The organism is Nonomuraea longicatena (genome assembly GCF_039525605.1).
Taxonomy (GTDB): domain Bacteria; phylum Actinomycetota; class Actinomycetes; order Streptosporangiales; family Streptosporangiaceae; genus Nonomuraea; species Nonomuraea longicatena.
The window spans coordinates 605,921-626,893 of the sequence record NZ_BAAAHQ010000001.1; the positions used below are offsets into that span (position 1 = coordinate 605,921).

The 20,973-nt window shown below is 72.2% G+C and carries 17 protein-coding genes; 4 read left to right on the plus strand and 13 right to left on the minus strand.

What is annotated here, in order from left to right; translation table 11 throughout:
- Positions 1-748, plus strand: a 748-nt coding sequence (locus ABD120_RS02720) for an SbcC/MukB-like Walker B domain-containing protein (protein WP_343948037.1), incomplete at its 5' end; no start/stop codon positions are given.
- Between the two features lie 65 nt (positions 749-813).
- Here ABD120_RS02720 and ABD120_RS02725 read toward each other — a convergent pair.
- Entirely contained in the window at positions 814-936 is a 123-nt protein-coding gene (locus ABD120_RS02725) for a hypothetical protein (protein ID WP_343948038.1), read from the minus strand.
- 97 nt (positions 937-1,033) lie between these two features.
- Here ABD120_RS02725 and ABD120_RS02730 point away from each other — a divergent pair, with 97 nt between their 5' ends.
- A complete protein-coding gene (locus ABD120_RS02730) occupies positions 1,034-2,314 on the plus strand; it encodes an MFS transporter (protein WP_343948246.1) in 1,281 nt (426 codons plus the stop codon).
- A gap of 182 nt (positions 2,315-2,496) precedes the next feature.
- On the opposite strand, the gene ABD120_RS02735 is transcribed toward ABD120_RS02730, so the two are convergent.
- The 5 genes from ABD120_RS02735 to ABD120_RS02755 form a co-directional block, all read right to left on the minus strand.
- On the minus strand, positions 2,497-3,792 hold the full coding sequence (locus tag ABD120_RS02735; RefSeq protein ID WP_343948039.1) for a threonine/serine exporter family protein: 1,296 nt from the start codon (positions 3,790-3,792) through the stop codon (positions 2,497-2,499).
- A 354-nt stretch (positions 3,793-4,146) separates the two neighbouring features.
- A complete protein-coding gene (locus ABD120_RS02740) occupies positions 4,147-7,380 on the minus strand; it encodes a chromosome partitioning protein ParA (RefSeq protein ID WP_343948247.1) in 3,234 nt (1,077 codons plus the stop codon).
- 100 nt (positions 7,381-7,480) lie between these two features.
- Positions 7,481-8,716, minus strand: coding sequence for a hypothetical protein (locus tag ABD120_RS02745; RefSeq protein ID WP_343948040.1), 1,236 nt, complete (start codon positions 8,714-8,716; stop codon positions 7,481-7,483).
- A gap of 135 nt (positions 8,717-8,851) precedes the next feature.
- Entirely contained in the window at positions 8,852-10,051 is a 1,200-nt protein-coding gene (locus tag ABD120_RS02750) for a hypothetical protein (RefSeq protein WP_343948041.1), read from the minus strand.
- A 257-nt stretch (positions 10,052-10,308) separates the two neighbouring features.
- Positions 10,309-11,007, minus strand: coding sequence for a M50 family metallopeptidase (locus ABD120_RS02755; RefSeq protein ID WP_343948042.1), 699 nt, complete (start codon positions 11,005-11,007; stop codon positions 10,309-10,311).
- A 171-nt stretch (positions 11,008-11,178) separates the two neighbouring features.
- Between ABD120_RS02755 and ABD120_RS02760 the strand changes: the two genes are divergently transcribed.
- Positions 11,179-12,297 carry a magnesium and cobalt transport protein CorA gene (locus ABD120_RS02760; protein WP_343948043.1) on the plus strand — a complete coding sequence of 373 codons (1,119 nt, stop codon included), beginning with the start codon at positions 11,179-11,181 and terminating at the stop codon, positions 12,295-12,297.
- A gap of 4 nt (positions 12,298-12,301) precedes the next feature.
- Here ABD120_RS02760 and ABD120_RS02765 read toward each other — a convergent pair whose 3' ends face one another.
- Together ABD120_RS02765 and ABD120_RS02770 are read right to left on the minus strand one after the other, a co-directional pair.
- On the minus strand, positions 12,302-13,273 hold the full coding sequence (locus tag ABD120_RS02765) for a D-2-hydroxyacid dehydrogenase (RefSeq protein WP_343948044.1): 972 nt from the start codon (positions 13,271-13,273) through the stop codon (positions 12,302-12,304).
- Between the two features lie 9 nt (positions 13,274-13,282).
- Positions 13,283-15,463 (minus strand): thiamine pyrophosphate-dependent enzyme, encoded by a 2,181-nt coding sequence (locus ABD120_RS02770; protein WP_343948045.1) that lies wholly within the window; start codon positions 15,461-15,463, stop codon positions 13,283-13,285.
- A gap of 233 nt (positions 15,464-15,696) precedes the next feature.
- Between ABD120_RS02770 and ABD120_RS02775 the strand changes: the two genes are divergently transcribed.
- Positions 15,697-16,752, plus strand: a complete 1,056-nt coding sequence (locus tag ABD120_RS02775) for a hypothetical protein (protein ID WP_343948046.1) — start codon at positions 15,697-15,699, stop codon at positions 16,750-16,752.
- A 24-nt stretch (positions 16,753-16,776) separates the two neighbouring features.
- Here the strand turns inward: ABD120_RS02775 and ABD120_RS02780 are convergent, their stop codons facing one another.
- The 5 genes from ABD120_RS02780 to ABD120_RS02800 form a co-directional block, all read right to left on the minus strand.
- Positions 16,777-17,406 carry a response regulator gene (locus tag ABD120_RS02780; protein ID WP_343948047.1) on the minus strand — a complete coding sequence of 210 codons (630 nt, stop codon included), beginning with the start codon at positions 17,404-17,406 and terminating at the stop codon, positions 16,777-16,779.
- A complete protein-coding gene (locus tag ABD120_RS02785) occupies positions 17,382-18,461 on the minus strand; it encodes a sensor histidine kinase (protein ID WP_343948248.1) in 1,080 nt (359 codons plus the stop codon). The genes ABD120_RS02780 and ABD120_RS02785 overlap by 25 nt, the downstream gene beginning before the upstream one ends.
- Complete coding sequence (locus ABD120_RS02790; protein ID WP_343948048.1) at positions 18,458-19,156, minus strand: ABC transporter permease; 699 nt, start codon at positions 19,154-19,156, stop codon at positions 18,458-18,460. The genes ABD120_RS02785 and ABD120_RS02790 overlap by 4 nt, the downstream gene beginning before the upstream one ends.
- Positions 19,153-19,842, minus strand: a complete 690-nt coding sequence (locus ABD120_RS02795; RefSeq protein WP_343948049.1) for an ABC transporter ATP-binding protein — start codon at positions 19,840-19,842, stop codon at positions 19,153-19,155. The genes ABD120_RS02790 and ABD120_RS02795 overlap by 4 nt, the downstream gene beginning before the upstream one ends.
- A 144-nt stretch (positions 19,843-19,986) precedes the next feature.
- The coding region (locus ABD120_RS02800) for a carboxylesterase family protein (RefSeq protein WP_343948050.1) at positions 19,987-20,973 on the minus strand (987 nt) is incomplete at its 5' end.

Consider the following 20,973-nt stretch of genomic DNA (forward strand, 5'->3'; position numbering starts at 1 on the left):
CGCCGAGCCCGCGCCGGACCTCGCGGGACTGGAGCAGGCCCGCGAGCTGGCCGAGGCGGAGGTCACGGCGTCGGCGTCGGCCCGCGACCGGGCGCGGGCACGCGCGGAGCGGCTGGGCGCGCTGCACGAGGACCTCGACGGTTGCCTGGCCCGGTGGCGTCCGGTGGAGGAGGACTTCCGGCTGGCCGAGCGGCTGGCGGCGCTCACCTCGGGCACCTCGGGCGACAACCAATGGAACATGAGCCTGTCGTCGTTCGTGCTGGGGGAGCGGCTCCGGCAGGTCGTGGAGGCGGCCAACGACCGGCTCGACCACATGTCCGGCGGTCGCTACCGGCTCCAGCACGATCTGCGCAGGACGGCGGGCACCCGGAGCCGGTCGGGCGGCGGGCTCGGGCTCCGCGTCGCCGACGGATGGACGGGGGTCGACCGCGACCCTGCCACGCTGTCGGGCGGCGAGAGCTTCATCACCTCGCTGGCCCTGGCCCTGGGGCTGGCCGACGTGGTGACCGCGGAGGCGGGTGGTGCCGAGATCGGCACGCTGTTCGTGGACGAGGGGTTCGGCACGCTGGACGAGGAAACGCTCGACGGCGTGCTCGACATCCTCGACGGGCTGCGCGACGGCGGCCGGGCCGTCGGCATCGTCAGCCACGTCGCCGAACTCCGCACCCGGATCCCCACCCAGCTCCGCGTCGCCAAGACCCGCACCGGATCGACGTTGTCGGTGCTGGGCGGCTCCGACCCGCCGTGAGCAGGCCGGGCGGGCTGCTGCCCTGGTCGCGCGGCAGGTCGTGTCGCCCTCGGCCGGTGGGCCGGTCAGCGGGTGAGCAGGAAGGCGGCGACGATCGCGGCGGCGGTCACGAAGGCGAGAGCGTACAGCAGGACGAAGCGGGCGAGGCGGCGGCGGACATAGCCGGGGCGGTGGCGGTCGGCGGTCATGGAAGCATCCTGCCGTGACCGTCACCTGACCGGGGTCCGTCACCGTGGGTATCGTCGATTGTCCGAACCGGGCCGATCTTGCACGCTGTGAGGTGTGATGAAGGAAACCACGCCGACGAGGACCAGAGTCGCCGTCGCGAGCCTGGTCGGTACCGCCATCGAGTTCTACGACTTCTACATCTACGGCACCGCCGCCGCCCTGGTCCTCAACACCGCGTTCTTCCCCGAGATGGACGCGACGGCGGGCACCCTGGCCGCGTTCTCGACGTTCGCCGTGGCGTTCCTGTCGCGTCCGCTCGGCTCGGCGCTGTTCGGGCACTGGGGTGACCGGATCGGCCGCAAGTCCATGCTGGTCGCCTCGCTGCTGCTGATGGGCCTGTCCACGGTGGCGATCGGGCTGCTGCCCGGATACGCCGCGATCGGGGTGGCGGCGCCGATCCTGCTGGTGCTGCTGCGTTTCTCCCAGGGCATTGGACTGGGCGGCGAGTGGGGCGGTGCCGCGCTGCTCGCCACCGAGCACGCCCCGCCCGGCAAACGCGGCCTGTACGCGATGTTCCCGCAGCTCGGCCCGGCGGTGGGATTCATCGCCGCCAACGGGTTCTTCCTGGTCCTCGGGGTCACGCTGAGCGAGGAGCAGTTCAGGTCGTGGGGCTGGCGGCTGCCGTTCGTGGCGAGCCTGCTGCTGGTGCTGATCGGCCTCTACGTCCGGGTACGGATCGCGGAGACCCCCGTCTTCCGCCAGGCGATGGACCAGCGCCGCATCGCCAAGGTGCCGTTCGCCGGGCTGATGCGCCACCAGTGGCGGCGGGTCCTGCTCGGCGCGGGCGCGATGACGATCGCCTACACCCTCTTCTACACGGCCACCGTCTACTGCCTGTCGTACGGAACGGCCACGCTCGGCCTCCCGAGGACGACGATGCTCGCGCTGACCATGGTGGGCGTGGTGTTCATGGCGGCGGGCACGGCGGTGTCGGCGATCGTCTCCGACCGGGCGGGCCGAAAGCGCACCCTCCTCGCGGGTACGGCCGGTGCCGTGGTGTGGGGGCTGGTGATGTTCCCGCTGATGGAGACCCGCTCGGTGGTGCTCGTGGGGGTGGCGCTCACGGTGGCGCTGGCGCTGATGGGGCTGATCTTCGGCCCGATGGGCGCGTACCTGCCGGAACTGTTCCACACCGAGTACCGCTACAGCGGCGCGTCGGTCGCCTACAGCCTCGGCGGCGTACTCGGCGGCGCGGTGCCGCCGCTGGTGGCGACCGTGCTGCAGGGCGGCTTCGCCGTCGGCGTGTACGTCTCGGCGATGGCCGTGCTCAGCGCCCTGTGCCTGCTGGTCCTCCCCGAGACGGCGACAGAGTCCCTGACCCAGCCGAACGAGCGATGAAACGCGAGTGCGACCGGGGCGGGCGGCGATGGCCGAGTGGTTGTTCGGCGCACGACGCTTCCGTTGCGGCGTCACGGCGGGGTGGTGGGGGAGGAGGAGCGTGTTCCTGGAGGTCGTCAGCCGGAGTGCGGTGAGTGGTGGGTGGGCGGCTGTGCCGTAGGAGAGAATCTGCCCGAAGCCGCTCAGTAGCCCCGGGTGCGGCGGGAGGCCGGGCGGATGCGGCGGGCCAGGTCACGGCCGAGGAAGGCGCGGAACATCTCCGCCCCCACGATCACCCCCGCGCCGATCCCCAACGCCAGCGACAGCGCCTCGATCAGGTGCAGCGTCCCCACCGACAGCTCCCCGATGCTCAGCTCCAGCAGCCCCCGGTACAACGCGCTGCCCGGCAGCAGCGGCCCGATCGCCGGGATCACGAACACCGTCGCGGGCACCCGTACCAGCCGCGCGTACGCCGTTCCCGCGAGTCCGATCACCGCCGACGCCAGCGCCGTCGCCACCACGGCGGGCGCCCCGTTCCACACCAGCAGCACGAACGTCGTCCAGATCAGCCCACCGCCGATCGCCCCCGGCAGCAGGTGGCGGGGCGGCACCAGCAGCGCCACGGCGAACGTCAGCGACACCCCGATCGCCCCCGCGAGCTGCGGCGGGGCGAGCGTGAGCGGCGCGGCGGGCACGTTGTCCACGGTGATGCGCACGCCGAGCGAGACCGCGAGCGTGAGCATCGAGCCGATCCCCGAGATCACCGCCGAGACGATGAAGATGATCTCGGTGAGTCGGGCGGTCGCGGTGACGTACTCGCCCGCGATCCCGTCCTGCACGGCCGCCACCAGCGGACGGCCCGGCAGCAGCGCGATCACCGCGCCGACGACGACGGCGGAGGCTTGGACGGCGACGTCCTGCCAGATGAGCAGCACCGCGACGAGCGCGCCGAAACTGGCCGCGAGCGCCGTCTGGAAGAACTCGGGCACCCCCCGCCTGGCCAGCCACGCACCCGCACGGTCACCGGCGACGGTGGCGACGAACGCCGCCGCCGCCACGATCGGCCCGCCGCCGATCAGCACCGCGGCCGAGGCCGAGATCAGCGCGAGCGCGGTGACGGCCAGCCAGTCCGGGTACACCTTGACCCGCCGGGTGATCTCCCGCAGCCGCTCCTGCGTCTCGCCGAGCGACAGCCCCTGTGACGCGATCTCGCCGACGAGCGTGTGAACGGCGATCAGCCGGTCGTAGTCGGGCTGGCGCCGCCGTACCCGCCGCTCGGCGGTGGTCGCGGCGCGGCCGTCGTCCGGCACATGCGAGAGCGTGATCGCCGACAGGTTGACGTCCGCCTCCACGTGCCGCATCCCGTACGCCTCCAGGATGCGCCGCATGGCGCCGCCGACGTTCTCCGTCGCCTCGCCGCTGCCGAGCAGGAGTTCGCCGACGCGGAGCGCCAGCGCCATGGCACGATGCCCGTCGGCATCGGAGGCGGTGTACGTCATCGGATGGAAACGTAGCGCCCCGCCGCCCGCGTGCCGGTCAGGCGCACGGGACTTCCGCCAGATCCACTGGAGAAGCAGGGCCACCAACCCGAGCACCGCCGAGCCGCGGATCGTGCCGCTCGCGCGACGCGCCAGCGCTTGGTGGCCGGTGGGCTAGGGTCGGCGGACGCCCCACCGCCCCGGTTCACGACCACCCGTTCGGCACACCCGCGACCCCTTCCCTCCACGGAGGTTCCCAGCACTCGCGACCCTTCCTTGAGGTCAGCGCCCTGTGCAGGCCGCCAGAGCCCGCACCCCTCTACCCGAGGTCAGCGCTCCATGCAGGCCGCCAGCGCCCGCATTCTCCACCCGAGGTCAGCGCTCCACGTAGGCCGCCAGCGCCCGCACCCGCGCCGCGTGCTCGTCGTGCCCGACGATCACCGGCGGCTCGTTGTACGGCATCGCGTCGGAAGAGCGCCGCAACTTGATGTACTGCCCGCACGCGTCGATCGCGTACGGCTCCATGTCGTCCTGCAACGCGCCGATCACCGTGATCCCGTACGTCTCGCCGATGCGCCGGAACAGCGCCACCGCCTCGCGCCGATGCTCCTTGCCCAGGTTGCGGCCCAACTCGTCGAGCACCAGGCACAGATGCCCGCCGCCGGAGGAGGCGATCGCGGCCGCACACACCAGCTTGACCGCCTTCTCGTCCATCAGCGCCGTGTTGGCCCGCCGGTTGTACGGCACGAAACCCTGCCCGTCGCCGCGCCGCCACTTCGGCGTGACCCGCCACTGCCAGCGCTGCTCCGGGTCCGCCGGAGGCGGCGGGACCGGGAACTCCAGCGTCGCGCCGTAGCCGCCGTAGCCGGTGTCGAGCTTCTCGAACTCCTCGGCCACCCGCGCCAGCCGCGCCTTGATCGCCGCTGTCAGCGCCGCCCGGTGCACGGCCGTGGACCGGGCGGCCTCCTCGGCGCCCTTGTCGGCCGCGGCCAGGTCGCGCTGCCTGGAGACGAGTTGCGCCTCGATCTGGCGGCGCTGGTGCTTCTCGTACTCCTCCTGCCCGCGCAGATAGGAGGCCAACGCCCCGCACACCGCCGCGAACGTGGCCTGCTCGCGCGCGGAACTGCCCGCCCGCTCGGACATCAGGAAGCGCAGTTCCTCCGGAACCTCGGCGTCCGCTTCGGGGAAGGTGTCGCGGTAGGCGTGGTCGAAGCCGCGCTCGGCCAGCCGCCACCACTCGTCGGCGCCGCGTGGCCGCTCCTCCTCCGGCAGCGCCGCGACCCACTCGCGGGCGCCCTCGACGCTGCCGCCCCAGTCGGCGGCCAGCGCCTCCAGCTTGAGCGAATCACGTTCGGCGCCCACCTTCCGGTCCTGCACGGCCGCCTGGCCGCGTTCGGCCTCCAGCCGCTGGCGGCGGCCCTCCAGCCGTTCGATCTCCATGTCGCGGGTACGCGCACGGAAGTCGAGCGCGCCCGCCTGGCGCTCGGCCTCCGCCACCTTCGGCGCGGCCTCCTCAAGGGCGGCGCTCAGCTCGGCCAGCCGTTCGCGCCGCTCGGCCAGCCGCTCCTCGACCTCGGCCAGGCGGACGGCCGCCTTGGCGCCCTCAAGGCGCCGCTGCGCCTGCGCGACGTCCTCCTCCGCCTGCCGGACGGCCTGCGCGGCCGTCTCCTGCCCGTCCTTGGCCCGGTGCAGCCGGTGCTCGGCCGCCTTGATCCGCGCCTCCCGCCCGGTCGCCACCCCGTCGAAGGCGCCCACGACGCTGACCCCGGCCGCGCTGACCAGCACCGAGCCGGGCAGATCGGCCAGCGCGGCGGCGGCGGCGTCGAGCCGGGCGGCGTCCACGATCACCGCGTGCTCGTGCGGCCAGCCGCGCAGCCCGGTGAGCGCCTGCGCCGAGTTGTCGTCGCGGGCCTGCTCCGCGACGTCGAGGGCGTCGAGCAGGCCCGTCGCCTCCACCCCCGCCGCCGTCAGGGTGTTGAGCTGGGCGGCGGCCGGGCCGCCCTCGGCGTCGTCGAGCGCCGCCTGCGCCGAGGCCGCCTCCTGGTCGGCCACGCCGAGCGCCTTCAACGCCTCGTTGAGCCGCAGGCGGGCCGTGCGCGACTCGCCCTCGGCGGCGGGGACGTCTCGGCCGTCGGCGAACCGGCGCTCCTCCTCCAGCCCCGGGATGCGGCGGCGCAGTTCGTCGGCCGAGTTGGCGGCCACCGCGCGGTCGGACTCCAGCTTGGCCGCCCTCGCCTGCAGCGCCGCGAGCTCCTTTCTGGCCTCGCCCACCCGCCGGTCCAGCGTGTCGTCCTTCAGCGTCGCGATCTCGGCCTGGACCCGGGCGATCTCCTCCGCCGCCGCCTCTCCCGCGCGCCGGTGGCGCGCGCTGTCGGCCGCGAGCGCCTCGTCGCGGTCTGCGGCGTCGGCCAGTTTGCGCGCCTGCCGTCCGCGCCAGCAGCGCAGCGACTCCGCCAGCCTGACCCTCGCCTCGTCGCGGCGGTCGAACGTGGTCACCAGCGCCTTCGACTCGGACTCGAACTCCGCCAGCCGCTCGCTCGCCAGAACCGCCTTCACCCTCCTCGCGTGCTCGTCGCGGCGGGCCTCGCGCTCCTGCTCAAGCTCGGTGTCGAGGCCGGTCAGCGCCGCGATCGCCTCGAACACCCGCTCGGGGGAGATCTCGTTCAGTGGCTGGGACAGCAGGTTCGTGGCCACCTTGCTGCGAACCGACGTCGACAGGAACGACACGCAACGGACGCGGTCGCCGTACAGGACCTTGGTGAGGTCGCGGGCCACCACGTCGCGGCGGCCCGCCGAACGCGGCAGCGACGCCCACAGGTCGTCGGCGCGGGCCACCCGCTCGGCCTCGGACGCGGCCGCCGCCAGGTGCACGCCCTCGCGCCAGCGGATCTCCAGGTGCGGGGCCTCCTGGTTGACGCGCAGCCACACCGTCAGCGCCCCGCCGGAGGTGTCCGGCAGCTCGAACAGCTCACCGCCCCCACCCGGCCCGGCCGCGACCTCGGCGCCCGAACGGCCGGTCGTCCTCGGGCCTGAACCATGGGGCGTCTCCGTGGCCGAGCGGCCGGCCGTCGCCGCGTGGGAACGGTCGGCTGTATCCGAGCGGCCGGCCGTCTCCGCGTGGGAACGGTCCGCCGCGTCCGTCCCGGCCGGTCCGGCGCCCAGTTCGTCATCGTCGCCGGGTTCGTGCGGCCCGCTGGACACGGCGCCGGGCTCCGGTGGCCCGCTGGACATGGATCCGTCGGCACCCGCCGGCTTGGTGAACACGGACTCGTCGGCGCCCGGGGGGCCGAACACGCCCACGATGTAGCCGTGGTCGGCGCTGGCCCACTGCTTGGCGCCGGCGCCGCTGGCCAGTTCGGCGTTGAACAGCAGCTCGGACACCGCCTTGGCGCCCGACGCGAAACGCCACTGCTCATCGCCCAGCAGCGCCGTGATCGACGCGATGAACGACGACTTGCCCGCACCGTTGGAGTCCTTCGGCCCCGCTCCGGCCACCACGATCAGGGTGCCGGGGACCGTGGGCACCGGATGCGTCGACAACCGCGAGATGTTGACCGCCTGCATGGCGATCAGCACCCGGTCGCCGACGACGTTCTCCACCTGCGACACGCTCAACCCCCATACCCTCTCTCTACCGGTTCTGTCAGATCGTGACCCGCCGTCCTCACGTAGCCGCTCTTGGGGCGTGGATCGCTGTGACCCGCCGTCCTCATGAGGCCGCCCTCCGGGCGCGGACCGCTGTGGCCAGCGGTGTGTGCGGGCCGGCTGCCAGGATCAGCTCCTCCTGCAGGCGCTGCCGCGCCGCCGGGGTCAGCCGGTGGAACTGCGGGCCGGGGACGTACCCGCCCTGCTCCTCGCCCGCCTTCACCTGTCCGACCAGGCCCGCGTGCCGCAGCGCCCGCAGCGCGGACTCCAGCTCACCGATCGGCAACTGGGTATGGCGCCGCAACTCGTCGACCGGCGTGGGGTGCGGCGACAGCCAGGTGTCCTCGGGCAGCAGCCCCTCGGCGCGCGGGATCGCCACCGAGTGCACCAGGATCAGCGCCAGCACCGCGCGCTCGGCCTCGCCCGGCACGCCGGGCGTGCGCGCGGCCACCGCGTCGGCGTAGCCGGAGGTCCAGCGCTCGCGGTGGGCCACGAGCACCCGCCCGCGCAGTGCGAGCATCTCGGCCAGAGTGTGCCGCATCGCCGGGTCGCGCAGCGCCGCGAACCTCGCCTCCAGCACCGGCTCGGCCGCGTGTTCGACCGCCACGAACGCCGCCACCAGTTCCGCCCGCCGCCGCTCGTCGTAGGCGTCGAGCAGGTCGCCGAACTCCGTGCCGCCGCCCTCGACCCGCCCTTCGAGGGCCTGCGCCTCGGGTTCCGGGACGGCGGCGACGAGGTCGGCGTCGGCCACCACCGTGAGGTCGCGGTCGGGGTCGGGGATGCGGCGGACCAGCTCCTTCAACTGGGAGTACGACTCGACCGGCCACAGCGCGCACCGGGGGCCGAGCCGGACGATCCCGTCCGCCAGGACGATCCACGCCGAGTCGTGCAGCCGCCGCAGCGCGCCGACGGCCCAGTTGCGCATCAGGTCGTCCGTACGGCCGATCAACGCCCGGTAGGTGTCGAGCACCTGCTCCACCGGGGCGGAGCCGCCGGGCCACGGGTCCGTGGTCAGGTCGGTCCAGCAGCACCTGAGACAGGCGGCGAGCACGCGCCTGGCCTCGCCCGCCCGCTCGATCGGCATCGGCGCCACCTGGTGCTCCTCCAGGAGCGACGGCGTCACCCCGTCCGGCCACACGGGCAGCGCGGTGCCGGTGGTGTCGCCGTACGAGAGCCTCAGCATGCCCGCAGGCGCCGCGACTCCCGCTCCGAGCCGCAGCGGCCCGCCCGCCCGCGCCCGCGCATGCGCTGCGGGGTCGTCCTCGCTCACGTGTCCCACTACCTGGTCCTTCTCGTTCATCCGCCTACCGCTGCCGTCTTCTCCCACGCGAGCTGCCGCACCCGCCCCGCCCCGAGCCTGCTCGGGGCCGGGTGACCGCTCGGGCGTCCCGTCCCCGCCGACCGCTCGTTCGCTGCGCGGCCGGGTGCGGGACGGTCACCGGACGCGCTCCAGGAAGCCGTGGGAGAGCCATGCGGGCTCGCGGCCAGGATCGACGCTCAACGTGTCTGACCAGGTCAGGCGATATGGCAGCTCGGGCCGCAGGTCGATGCTGGTGAGGTCGGACAGCAGCCGCCGCGCAGCCGCCCAGTCGTCGCGCACCGCCTCGGCCAGCGCCACCCGGTCGCCGCCGCCGAGCAGGGACTCGGCCACCTGGACCAGGCGTTCGAGCGCCGCACCGGGCGACTGGTCGAGCGAGCCGGACGGCCCGTCGTCGGGCAGGGTGGACCGAGGGGGAGTGGGTTGCGCGGGCACCGGCCGGGGCGCCTCGTCCACCGCACGGGCGATGGCGGCCGGATCGTGCCAGGGTGCCGGGGCGTCGAAGACGAACCCGTCGAGGACCGCCGCCAGCCGTTCCTTGGACGCGGTCTGCGCGAACGTGCGCCAGGTCTCGGTCGGCAGCAGGGTCAGGTTGCGGGTGGTTCCGGCGGAGTCGGCCAGCCGCCCGGCCGCCCGCCGGGAGGCGTCGCTGTAGGAGTAGATGGCGGCCCGCAGCTCGGTGCACACCCGGTCGAGGGCGGGCCAGCGGGTCAGGATCGTGCCGTGGAGGCCCTGGGCCCGGCGGGCGATCTCCTCGGTGCCCCACAGTTTGGGCGCCTGCTCACGAAGTTCCTCGATGGTGCCGGTGGTGAGCGTGATCAGCTCCAGCGCCCACAGCCGGAAGGCCCGCGCCAGGTTGACCGCGCTCTGCCTGGCCTGCTCCATGGTGGTGCGGGGGTCGGCGACGTTGAGGTCTTCGAGGGCGAGCAGGCGGTGCATCTCGGACTGGCCGCCGTCGTCCATCATCCGCCTGATGAACATGAGCCCGACCACGCTCGTGAAGGAGGCGCGGTAGCGGAGCTGGTTGGGTTTGGGGAAGACCTCGCGGATCGCGCCGAGCCCCTTGAGCACGCGCAGGCGGTTGTCGAACTGCTCGCCGGAGTAGGCGCGGCAGACGTGGCGCATCTGCTCGTGCGTCAGCCATTCCTCACCGGCCTCGGCGAACGCCGTGAACAGCGTTTCGGCGATGTCGACCAGCACGGGGTCGTCGACGACGGCGCCGCTGTCGCGGGCGAGCGCGGCGAACATCCGCCGGTAGGTCGACAGCACCGCTTCGTCGGAGAGCGCGGCGTCGAGGGTCAGAGGCTGTTCGGACACGCGCACTAAGGTACGGGTTCCCACCGACACTGTTGTCCCGCTCCTGGTCTCGCTTCCGCCAAGCCGTGCTGTCAGGGCCCGGCCGTTCGGACATCGACCGGGACACAGCCGGAGACGACCGGATTCCTGCCACTCACCCGGGAATCCGCGGATCAGGACGCCAGGGGGAGGCCCGGAGTCCCGGTTGATGACGTCGAGCAGGCGAGCGAGGTGGGTGCGGGCGCTTCCCCGACGTACTGCACGAACATCGCCTGCTCTCAGAACGGCGACATCAGATAGCCGCCCGCCGCCGCGCTCGCCGCCGCCACCAGGAGGAAGGAGGCCACGTAGAAGCCGCCGGGCAGGAACGTCAGCCGGGCGAGCTGGTCGGCGTCGGAGTCGCGGGCCTGCCGCCGGCGGCGTTTGCGCTGGAGTTCGACGATCGGCCGCACACCGCCGAACAGCAGGAACCACACGGCCGCGTACGCGACGGCCTGCTGCGCCTCGATCGGGGCGAACCAGGACAGCGCGAAGACGGCGCCGCCGGTGACGAGCAGGATCAGCGCGCCGTACAGGTTGCGGATGAGCAGCAGCATGCACACCAGGAGCAGCAGGACCACCCACACGAGCAGCGTGATGCGGCCCTGCACGGTGAGCGCCGCGCCTGCGAGGCCGAGCAGCGACGGGGCGGGGTATCCGGCGAGGGCGGTGAGCACCATGCCTGGCCCGGTGGGGCGGCCCCTGGTGAGGGTCACGCCCGAGGTGTCGGAGTGCAGCCGGATGCCCTCCAGCTTGCGGCGCGTGAGCAGCGCCATGAGCGCGTGGCCGCCCTCGTGGGCGATCGTGACCAGGCCGCGCGCCACGCGCCAGGACGCGGCGAACGTGACGACGGCGAGCGCCGCCAGCGCCGAAACCACCACGACCCACGGCTCGGGCGCCGGTTGTACCTTCACGAGCTGGGCCAGGAACGTCTCCATCAGGGAAAGACCCTATCCGGGTAAAGTCACGAGCGTGGTCATAGAACTACATTCTGACGCGGACATGGCGGCAGCGCGCTCGATCCTCGCCCCAGGGCCGGCGGGGCTACGGGCTGTGTGCTGGGGGAATGCTTCCGACATGATCTGATAGAAGCGGAAGGACGGTGACAGATGGCACGGATCAAGGGGTTCCTTCACGGTGGACGCACCCGCGAGGAGGCACCCGAGCACTCCATGGACCCCCGCGCCGTGGAGGAGTCCCCATACCGCCCGACCGTCATCGACAACGCGCTCTACCGCGACGGCGACCGCCTCGACAACCCCGGCTCGCTCGCCGACGCCTTCGAGCGACTCAAGGACATGCCGGGCACCATGGCCTGGATCGGCCTGTACCGCCCGAAGGACTGGGAGCTGGTCAAGCTCGCCGAGGAGTTCCAGCTCCACGAGCTCGCGGTGGAGGACGCGATCGTCGGCTCCCAGCGGCCCAAGGCCGACCGGTACGGCGACACCCTGTTCGTCGTCCTGCGCGCCGCCCGCTACCTCGACGAGGCGGAGGAGGTCGCCTTCGGTGAGCTTCACGTCTTCGTCGGCCCCGACTTCGTGATCACCGTCCGCCACGCGGAGGCGCCCGACCTGCAAGCCGTGCGCAAGCGCATGGAGTCCGACCCCGAACTGCTCCGCCAGGGCCCGCAGGCCGTGCTGTACGCGATCCTGGACGCCGTCGTCGACGGCTACGCCCCCGTGGTGGCCGGACTGCAGAAGGACATCGAGGAGATCGAGGCACAGGTGTTCGGCGGCGACCCGGCCGTCTCGCGCCGCGTCTACGAGCTGTCGGGCGAGGTCATCGAGTTCCAGCGGGCCACGGCGCCGCTGGTGCAGATGATCGACCGCTTCACCGCGGGCGCGGGGAAGTACGGCGTCAACGACGAACTGCAGAGCTACCTGCGCGATGTCGCCGACCACGCGATCACCGTCACCGAGCGGGTCGCCGGGTTCCGCCAGATGCTCCAGGACATCCTGGTCATCAACGCCACCCTCGTGAACCAGCAGCAGAACGAGGAGATGGCCAAGATGACCGAGGCCAGCATCCGCCAGGGCGAGGAGGTCAAGAAGATCTCCGCCTGGGCGGCCATCCTGTTCGCCCCCACCCTCGTCGGCACCATCTACGGCATGAACTTCGACTTCATGCCGGAGACGCACTGGTCGCTCGGTTACCCCTTCGCGATGCTGCTGATGGCCGCCGTGTGCGGGATCCTCTACCTGGTCTTCAAACGCCGCGACTGGCTGTGAGGCGTCAGTGCCAGTCGGCCTTGTCCACCACGTTGACCAGCTCCCGCCCGGCCGCGAACCGCCGGGCGTTCTCCTCCAGCACGGCGAAGCGCCGCTCCGCGCTGTGTGGTCCCACCCCGGCCACGTGCGGGGTGATGAGCACCTCCGGCCGTGACCACAGCGGATGCCCGGCGGGCAGCGGCTCGTCCTCGAACACGTCGAGCGCCGCGCCCCGCAGCCGCCCCTCACGCAGCGCCTCGGTGAGCGCGTCGAGCCGTACGGTGGGGCCGCGCCCGACGTTGACCAGGTAGGCGTCCGGCCTGAACCGGGCCAGCCGGGCCGCGTCCATCATCCCCTCGGTGCGCGGAGTGTGCGGCACGGTCAGCACCACCAGGTCGGCCTCCGGCAGCAGCGCGTCCAGCGCCTCGGCCGGGTGGACGGCGGCGAAGCCGGGCAGCGGCCGCCCGGCCTGACGTGGGTCCACTCCGGTCACCGTGGTCCCGAACGCCGCCAGCAGCCGCCCGACCTCGGCGCCCACCGCGCCCGCCCCGACGATCAGAGCGTGCGCCTCCGCCGGCGACAGCACCGCCCCCGGATCCCGGTCGGGGGCCCAGCGGGCGCGCGCCTGGTCTCCGACGTACGCGGGCAGGCCCCTGGCCAGCGCCAGCACCAGGGCCAGGGTGTGGGTGGCCACGTGGTCGGTGTAGGTGTCGCGCATGTTCGTGACGGTCAGCGGGTGCTCGATGAGCGCCCGGTGGTAGTAGCCGGGCGGGGGCGCGGCCTGGGGCGCCTGGAGCCAGCGCAGCCGCCGGGCGTGCCGCAGCAGGTGCTCGGGCAGGCGCCCGTAGGCGGCGTCGGCGTCGCGCAGCGCCGCCTCGGCCGCCTGCGCCGTCTCCGGGCTGCGTACCTCGATCCCGGGTACGGCCCGCGCCAGCCGCTCCGCCCAGCCGTCCGTGGCGGCGTCGTGCGGCGGCAGCATCACCAGGATGAACCCCATGCCCCCGCCTCAGCTCAGCAGCTTGCGCGCCGCGGCCTCGATCTCCTCCTCCGACAGCAGCACGTGATCGGCCGCCTCACCGAGCGGGATGAAGCTGTCGCGGGAGGTGACCCGCGCGATCTCCCCGGAGAACCCGGCGTCGACCAGTTCGGCCACGATCCCCTCCGACACGCCGCCGCCTCGGCGGGTCTCGTCGGCGATCAGCACCTTGCCGGTCAGTTCGGCCGCCCGCAGGAGGTCCTCGACCGGCAGCGGTGACAGCCAGCGCAGGTCGAGCACCCGGCAGCTGTAGCCCTCCTGCGTGAGTCTGACGGCCGCGCGCAGGCTCATGCGCAGCCCGTTGCCGAAGGTCACGATGGTGAGGTCGCGGCCGTCGCCGTACGAGCGGGCGCGCCCGATCGGCACGTGGGTCTCGGCCCAGCGCGACGGCGGCGTGTACTGCGCCAGCCACCCGCCGTCGCCCTCGTCGAACAGGTCGCGCGTGTGGTAGAGCGCGATCGGTTCGAGGTAGACGCACACCGCGCCCTCGGTCCGGGCCGCGGCCAGGCAGGTGCGCAGCATCGCGGCGGCGTCGTCCGGCCGCGATGGCGAGGCGATCACCAGGCCCGGGATGTCGCGCAGTGCGCCGATGGCGTTGTCGTTGTGGAAGTGGCCGCCGAAGCCCTTCTGGTAGGCGTACCCGGCCACCCGCACCACCATCGGGTTGGTGAAGGCGCCCTGGGAGAAGAACGACAGCGTGGCCGCCTCGCCCCTGATCTGGTCGAGGGCGTTGTGCAGGTAGGCGAGGTACTGGATCTCGGGCACCGGCAGCAGGTGCGACACACCGGAGCCCAGCCCGAGGCCGAGGATCGCCTGCTCGTCGAGGAGGGTGTCGAAGACCCGGGCCGGGCCGAAGCGCTTCTGCAGCCCCCGGGTGACGCCGTAGACGCCGCCCTTCTTGGCGACGTCCTCGCCGAAGACCATCATCTCCGGGTGGACGGCCAGGGCGTCGGTCAGCGTGCGGTTGATCGACTGCGCCAGCGTCATCGGTTTGTCGGACTCGGGCAGCACCCCGCCGAACGCCTTCTCGCGTACCTCGGGTTCGGCGAACAGCGGGCTGATCTTGGCGATCGTGTCGGCCCGGCGCGGCGCCAGCGGCCGCATGATCTCCTCCGCCGACTGCAGGCGGCGGTTGCGGGTGGTCTCCAGCGCCATGCGCAGCACGTGGTCGCGCGTGGACTCGTACGCCTTGAGCAGTTCCTCCGGCGTCACCAGCCCCGACTCGATCAGCAGCCGGGCGGTGTGCAGCAGGGGGTCGCGCTCCAGGTCGGCGCGGATCTCGCGCTGGGTGCGGTAGGCGGCCTCGACGTCGGAGCCCGCGTGCCCCATGAGCCGCACCGTCGACAGGTGCAGGAAGGCGGGGGAGCGGTGGGTGCGCACGTGGGCGACCGCCGCCGAGGCCGCCTCGAAGGCGTCGATCAGATCGCTGCCGTCGGCGGAGAAGTACTCGATGCCGGGCCGCCGCGCGGCCGCCTCCACCCACCCCTTGGGGGTGCGGACGCTGATGCCGATGCCGTTGTCCTCGCAGACGAGCAGCAGCGGCAGCGGCTGGCCCTGGTAGGTCGCGTAGGCGGCGGTGTTGAGCCCGCTCTGCGCGGAGGCGTGGTTGAGCGAGGCGTCGCCGAAGCTGCACACGGCGATCGCGTCGGCGGGCCAGGCCGACGCGACGTCGAGCGCGCTCGCCCGCTCGATCGCGAAGGCGACGCCGACCGCCCTCGGCAGATGGCTGGCGATCGTCGAGGTCTGCGGGATCACCGCCAGGTCGGGGTGTCCGAAGACCTTGTGCCTGCCGCCCGACACCGGCTCGTCGGCGGCGGCGCACAGTCCGAGGAGCACGTCGCGGATGCCCTGCTCGGGCAGCCTGCCCGCGAGCGCGGAGCGCACCAGGTAGAAGGCTCCGGACCGGTAGTGCAGGAGGGCGGGGTCGGTGGGGCGCAACGCGGCGGCCACCGCCGCGTTGCCCTCGTGCCCGGCCGAGCCGATCGTGTAGAAGCCCTGGTCCTGCTCCCGCAGCCAGCGGGCGGCGATGTCGAGCAGCCTGCTGTCGAGCTGACGTCTGAACAGCTCCAGGGCCTGCTCGCCACTGAGCGCGCTGCCTGCGCGCACCGGGCCTGCCGGATCACGGGGGTCGCCGGTCGTGAAATCGGCCACCGCTTGAAGGAAATGAGTCTCAACTGTGTCGCGCGCCACAAGCCCGATTATGCCCTTACGGCGGGGCTCCCCGCAGGCCGCACGGCCGCTCCTGGCGGGATTTGACCCGATTTCATGATGGGAATGTATTTTCCGAACTTTTTGCTGAGACCTTACGTCTACTAGATGAAAGCACGTGGCACCCTCAATGCCGCGTTCGTCAGTGCGGTTCCTCAGAAAGGACGGAAACCCGCATGTCGCAACGCCTGAAGGCGGTAACCGTCGCGCTCGCGATGGGGGCCGGGGCAGTAGCCCTGGCGCCTGCCGCCTCCGCGTCAACGAATCCCACGATCTCCTCGGTGGACATCAGTCCCGGTTCGCCGATCGTCGTCCGACACCACCCCGTCACCGCGACGTTCACCTTCACGACGAAGGGAGCGGGCAAGGCCGAACTGCAGCTCCGCGCGCCCGGCGACGTCGGCGTCGGCGGCCAGGTCGACCTGCGGCCCTCCCCGCACGGTGAGTGGACCCGCTGGACGGGCACCAAGTCCTTCGACTCCAAGGACGCCGGACGCTGGAACTTCCTCGTCGTCGCCACCGGCGAGGGAGAGTCGTCCAAGAGCGGCTCTTTCGAGGTCAGGTCCCAGAAGGTCCTCGACACCCGGATCGCCGGCTTCGACGCCTCCCCCGAGCCCGTCGAGCGCGGCGACCGCCTGAACTTCACCGGCTCCCTTGAGGGTGAGGGCTGGGACGGGCTGTCGGGTGAGAAGGTCGCCATCCTGTTCAGGGGCGAGCACTCCTCCAGGTGGGAGTACGTCACCTCTGACGTGACCGGCCGCCACGGCCGCTTCCACGCCAGCGCGACCGCCTACCGCTCCGGTTCGTGGAAGGCCGTCTTCGAGGGCTCCAACGGCCTGCGGGGCTCCAGCAGCGACCCCGACTGGGTACGCGTGGACGACCACGAGCCCCCGACGCCCGAGCCGCCCGGCAAGGACGACAGCCGTGTGATCAAGTTCAACGCCTCGCCCGAGCCCATCAAGCGCGGCAGGACGCTGACCTTCCGCGCCAAGCTGCAGGTCGACGACAGCGGCTCGTGGGAAGGCCACCGAGGCAAGGTGCGCCTGCTGTTCAAGGCGAAGGGCGCCAGCCACTGGAAGTACGTCAAGTCCACCTGGTCCAACTACAGCGGCAACATCTGGACCAAGGCCAAGGCCACGAAGTCCGGCCAGTGGAAGTTCGTCTACAACGGCGACGCCGGCCACTACGGTGACCACAGCAACCGTGACTACGTCCACGTCAAGCGGCGTTAGTACCTGACGGACGCGGGCTCCTGCTCACAGGAGCCCGCGCTCCATCGCGGCCACCACCGCCGCCGCCCTGGTGTCCACGCCCAGCTTGGCGTAGACGTGCTTGAGATGGGTCTTCACGGTGGTCTCGCTGATCAGCAGCGCGCGCGCCACCTCCTTGTTGGCCGCCCCCTTCGCCACCAGCCGCAGCACCTCCAGCTCGCGTGGGCTCGGAGTGGGCTGCTCCTGCCGGCTCAACCGGGTCATCAGCTGCGTCGCGACCGTCGGCGACAGCACCTGCCCGCCGTTCGCGGCCGTGCGCACCGCCCGGTGCAGTTCCTCCCTCGGGGTGTCCTTCAGCAGATAGCCCGCCACCCCTTCGGCCAGCGCCCGGCTGACGTCGCCGTCGGTGTCGTACGTCGTCAGGACGATCACCCGGGCCGCCGGATGTGTCTGCCGCAGCAGCCTGATCGCGGCCACGCCGTCGAGGACCGGCATGCGCAGGTCCATCAGCACCACGTCCGGCTCGCAGCTTCGCGCCCTGACCAGCGCCTCGCGCCCGTCGGCCGCCTCCGCGACCACCACGATGTCGGCCAGCCCGGTGAACATGCCGCGCAGCCCGTCCCTGACGACCGGATGGTCGTCGACGATCATCAGACGTACGGGATGCTCACGCACAGCGCCGTCCCTTCCCCCGGTGCCGACTCCACCGTCAGTGTGCCACCCGCGACGCCCGCGCGTTCCCTCATGGCCTGCAGCCCGTAACCGCCGCTCGGGCCTGCGCGCTCGAAGCCCACGCCGTCGTCCAGCACGTCCAGCGTCACCTCGTCGTCCATGTACGACAGCGTGATCGCCGCCCGGCTGGCGCGCGCGTGCTTGGCCACGTTGCTCAGCCCTTCCTGCGCCGCCCGCAGCAGCGACGCCTCGACCTCCGGCGGCAGCGGCCTGGGCGCCCCGTCCACGGACACGGCGGCGGTGACCCCCGACGCGGCCGACCAGCGCGCCGCCACGTCGTGCAGCGCCAGGTCGATCCTGGCACGCTCCAACGGCTCGGGGCGCAGCGCCTGGACCGAGCGCCGCGCCTCCCGCAGGTTCTCGCGGGCCAGCCGCTTGGCGATCACGATGCGGCGCCGTACGGCCTCCGGGTCGTCGCCCGCCTGCTCGGCCGCCTCAAGCTGGGTGATGATGCCGCTGAACCCCTGGGCCAGCGTGTCGTGGATCTCCCTGGCCAGCCGGGCCCGCTCCTGGAGCACCCCCACCTCGCCCTCCTTGACGAGATGGTTGGCGAACATCCCGAAGACGACGATCAGCGCTCCGTTGGCCACCAGGTAGGACAGCGAGGACGGCGTCTCGTCGATCTGCTCCCACCGCCCGCTCGCGATGAACGCCGCGCCGACCAGCAGCACCGCCCCCGCGTAGTCCCACCTCTTCGGCAGCAGCACGTACGGCAGCGAGCACATGCCGAACAACTGCGTGACCTCGTAGACCGGGTCGCGCCAGATGAGCACGAACAGCAGGCTCAGCAGCACCAGGTAGTGCCAGGCCATCGGGTTCAGCCGTTCGAGCAGGTCGGGGCGGCGCACCACGAAGACGCCGTAATAGAGGGCCGTGAAGGCCGTCAGCGCCAGGGTCGGCGCGCCGTCCTCGCCGGGGCCCCGCAACAGGATCGCCGCCGCCGGGATCGCCAGGCAGGCGAAGAAGAGCAGGTGGAAGGCGCGGGTCCAGCGGTTCATTCCCACCGGAACAGCGTTGCCGCTATTGCCGTACATATCGTGATTATCCCGGTGAGAATCAGAAGGGGCAGCACCGTCGGCGTGCCGGACCAGCTCTCCGCCAGGGCGGTCACGCCCTGCGTGAGCGGCAGGTACTCGCCCAGTGCCCGCACCGTGTCCGGCAGTCCGGAGCGCGGCACCGCCGCACCGGACAGGAAGATCATCGGGAACATGACCAGCAGCCCCAGCAGGTCGGCCACCCGGGCGCGCGGCGCCACAGCCGCGATCACGAACCCGATCGAGCACGTCATCAGCGACGACATGAAGAACGCCAGCGCCAGCGCCGCCGGGTTGTCCGGTGCCTGCACCCCGAGCGCCGCCATGCCGACGCCGACCACCAGGATCGCGCCGCCGAGTCCCATCACGAGCTGCGCCGCCACCTGCGCCGCGAGCAGCGCGAGCGGCGACATCGGCGTCGTCGCCAGCCGCCGCAGGACCTTGCGCTCGCGGTAGGTGGCCACGATCCCCGGCAGCGCGGCCATGCCGCCGATCGCCAGGATCATCGCGAGGTAGCCGGGGATGAAGTTCCCCGGCGTCTTGCTGCCGCTGTTCAGGAACAGCAGCATCAGCGGGAAGGCGACCATGAAGAACAGACTGCCCGGGTCGCGGCCGAGCAGCCTCAGCTCGGTCGCCGACAGGTGCGCGAAGGCCCTCACAGCACACCCTCCAGCGAACTCGCCCCCGCGGCGCGCTTGAGTTCGTCCGGAGTGCCGAAGGCCGCGACCCGGCCGCCCTTGAAGACCGCGACCCGGTCGCTCAGTGCCTCGGCCTCGTCCATGAAGTGGCTGACCAGCAAGATCGTGGTGCCCGCGGTCTTCAGCGCGCCGATCAGCTCCCACGTCTCCCGCCGGGCCAGCGGGTCCAGCCCCGTGGTCAGCTCGTCGAGCACGACCAGCTCCGGCCTGCCCACGAGCGCGAGCGCCAGCAGCAACCGCTGCTTCTGCCCGCCGGACAGGTCGCCGAACGCCTTGTTCCGCAGCCCGTCCAGGCCCCACGTCTCGAACAGCCGCCGCCAGTTCGCCGACCTCGGGTAGAAGGAGGCGAACAACCGCATGGCCTCGCCCGCCTTGATGCGGTCGGGCAACGCACTGTCCTGCAACTGCACCCCGATGCGCCGGGCCAGCTCCCGGCGCCGGGTCGCCGGGTCCAGCCCGAGCACCTCGACCGTGCCGCTGTCGGGCTTGCGCAGGCCGACCAGGCACTCGACCGTGGTCGTCTTGCCCGCGCCGTTGTGGCCGATGATGCCGACGGTCTCACCCTGGCGTATGTCGAAGGAGACGCCGTCGACGGCGGGCGTGCCGCCGTACGACTTGCGCAGCTCCCGAACGGATATCGCTGTCATACGGCGAGCCTCCCCGCTCCCACCCGGCCGCACCATCGTCCAACTCGCCGTCCGGGGTCCTCCAAGCGGAGGACCCCGGACGTCCGTGAAACCGCAGGCGGGAGCCTGCGGCTCGGCCGCAGTCGCCCTTGGTGCTTCGTCCGGTCAGCCGGTCAGGCCGCGCCAGAAGTCGCAGCGGTGTGCGCTGCTGTAGTCGGCGGGTCCGATGCCGCCCTGGCTCGTGGGCTTGAGGCTGAGAACGGTCTTGCCGGCCTTGGTGAAGACGGGCCAGTCAGGCGCGCCGGCCGAGTTCGGGTTTCCGGTACGGGCGAAGGCCGTCCAGTAGCCGATCATCTGCTCGGCCAGGCGCCATTGCTCGGACGTGAGTGTCGGCCATTCGTACCCGCCCAGGTCGAACAGGTAGGGAAGCTCGCTGCCGTGTTGCGCGCCCGGCGGGAAGTCGGCGGCGATCTCTCCGATGTTCGGGGCCTTCTCATCGGCGAACTCGTAGGCGTACACCTTGGTGTGCGCGGCCATCGCCGTGTTGCCGGCGAAGGTCGGGCACCCCCAGGCCCGGTCGTTGCCCACCGTCGCCCAGGCCAGGGCCGGCGAGGCGTAGTCGGCCAAGGGGTACTTCTTCAGCACCGCGTCCGCCTTCGCCCCGAAAGCGCCTCTCATCAGCTCCGGATAGTTGGCGGCGGTCACCGGGAAGCCGGCTTTGCCGGCGCCGTAGATGAAGCCGTTGCTCTCGTCCTTGGTGCCGCCGGAGAGCACCGGGACCCGAAGGAAATCACCCTGGCGCAGCGCCTGGGGCGGGTTGAGCGGCAGGAGCGGCGTGTCGTAGGCGAGCTGGCTGGAGAAGGTGTCGTTGACCTTCATCAGCTCCGCGACCGGCTTGGCCCGCATGCACGCCAGCTCTTCTCCGGGCGCGCAGCCGAGCTTCTTGGCCGCGTCCTCGCCGGTGGCGGCGTTCGCCTTCCTGGAGGAGTAGGGCGTGAACGACGGCATGCCGGGGAGGGGGAGGTAGGTACCGCTGACCCAGTCGAGCATGCACGATCCGGACTGGATGACGGCCTTGTCGATCAGCCCCTTCGTGGCGGGCGAGGTGAGCAGTGCGCAGGTGCTCATTCCACCGGCCGACTCACCGAACAA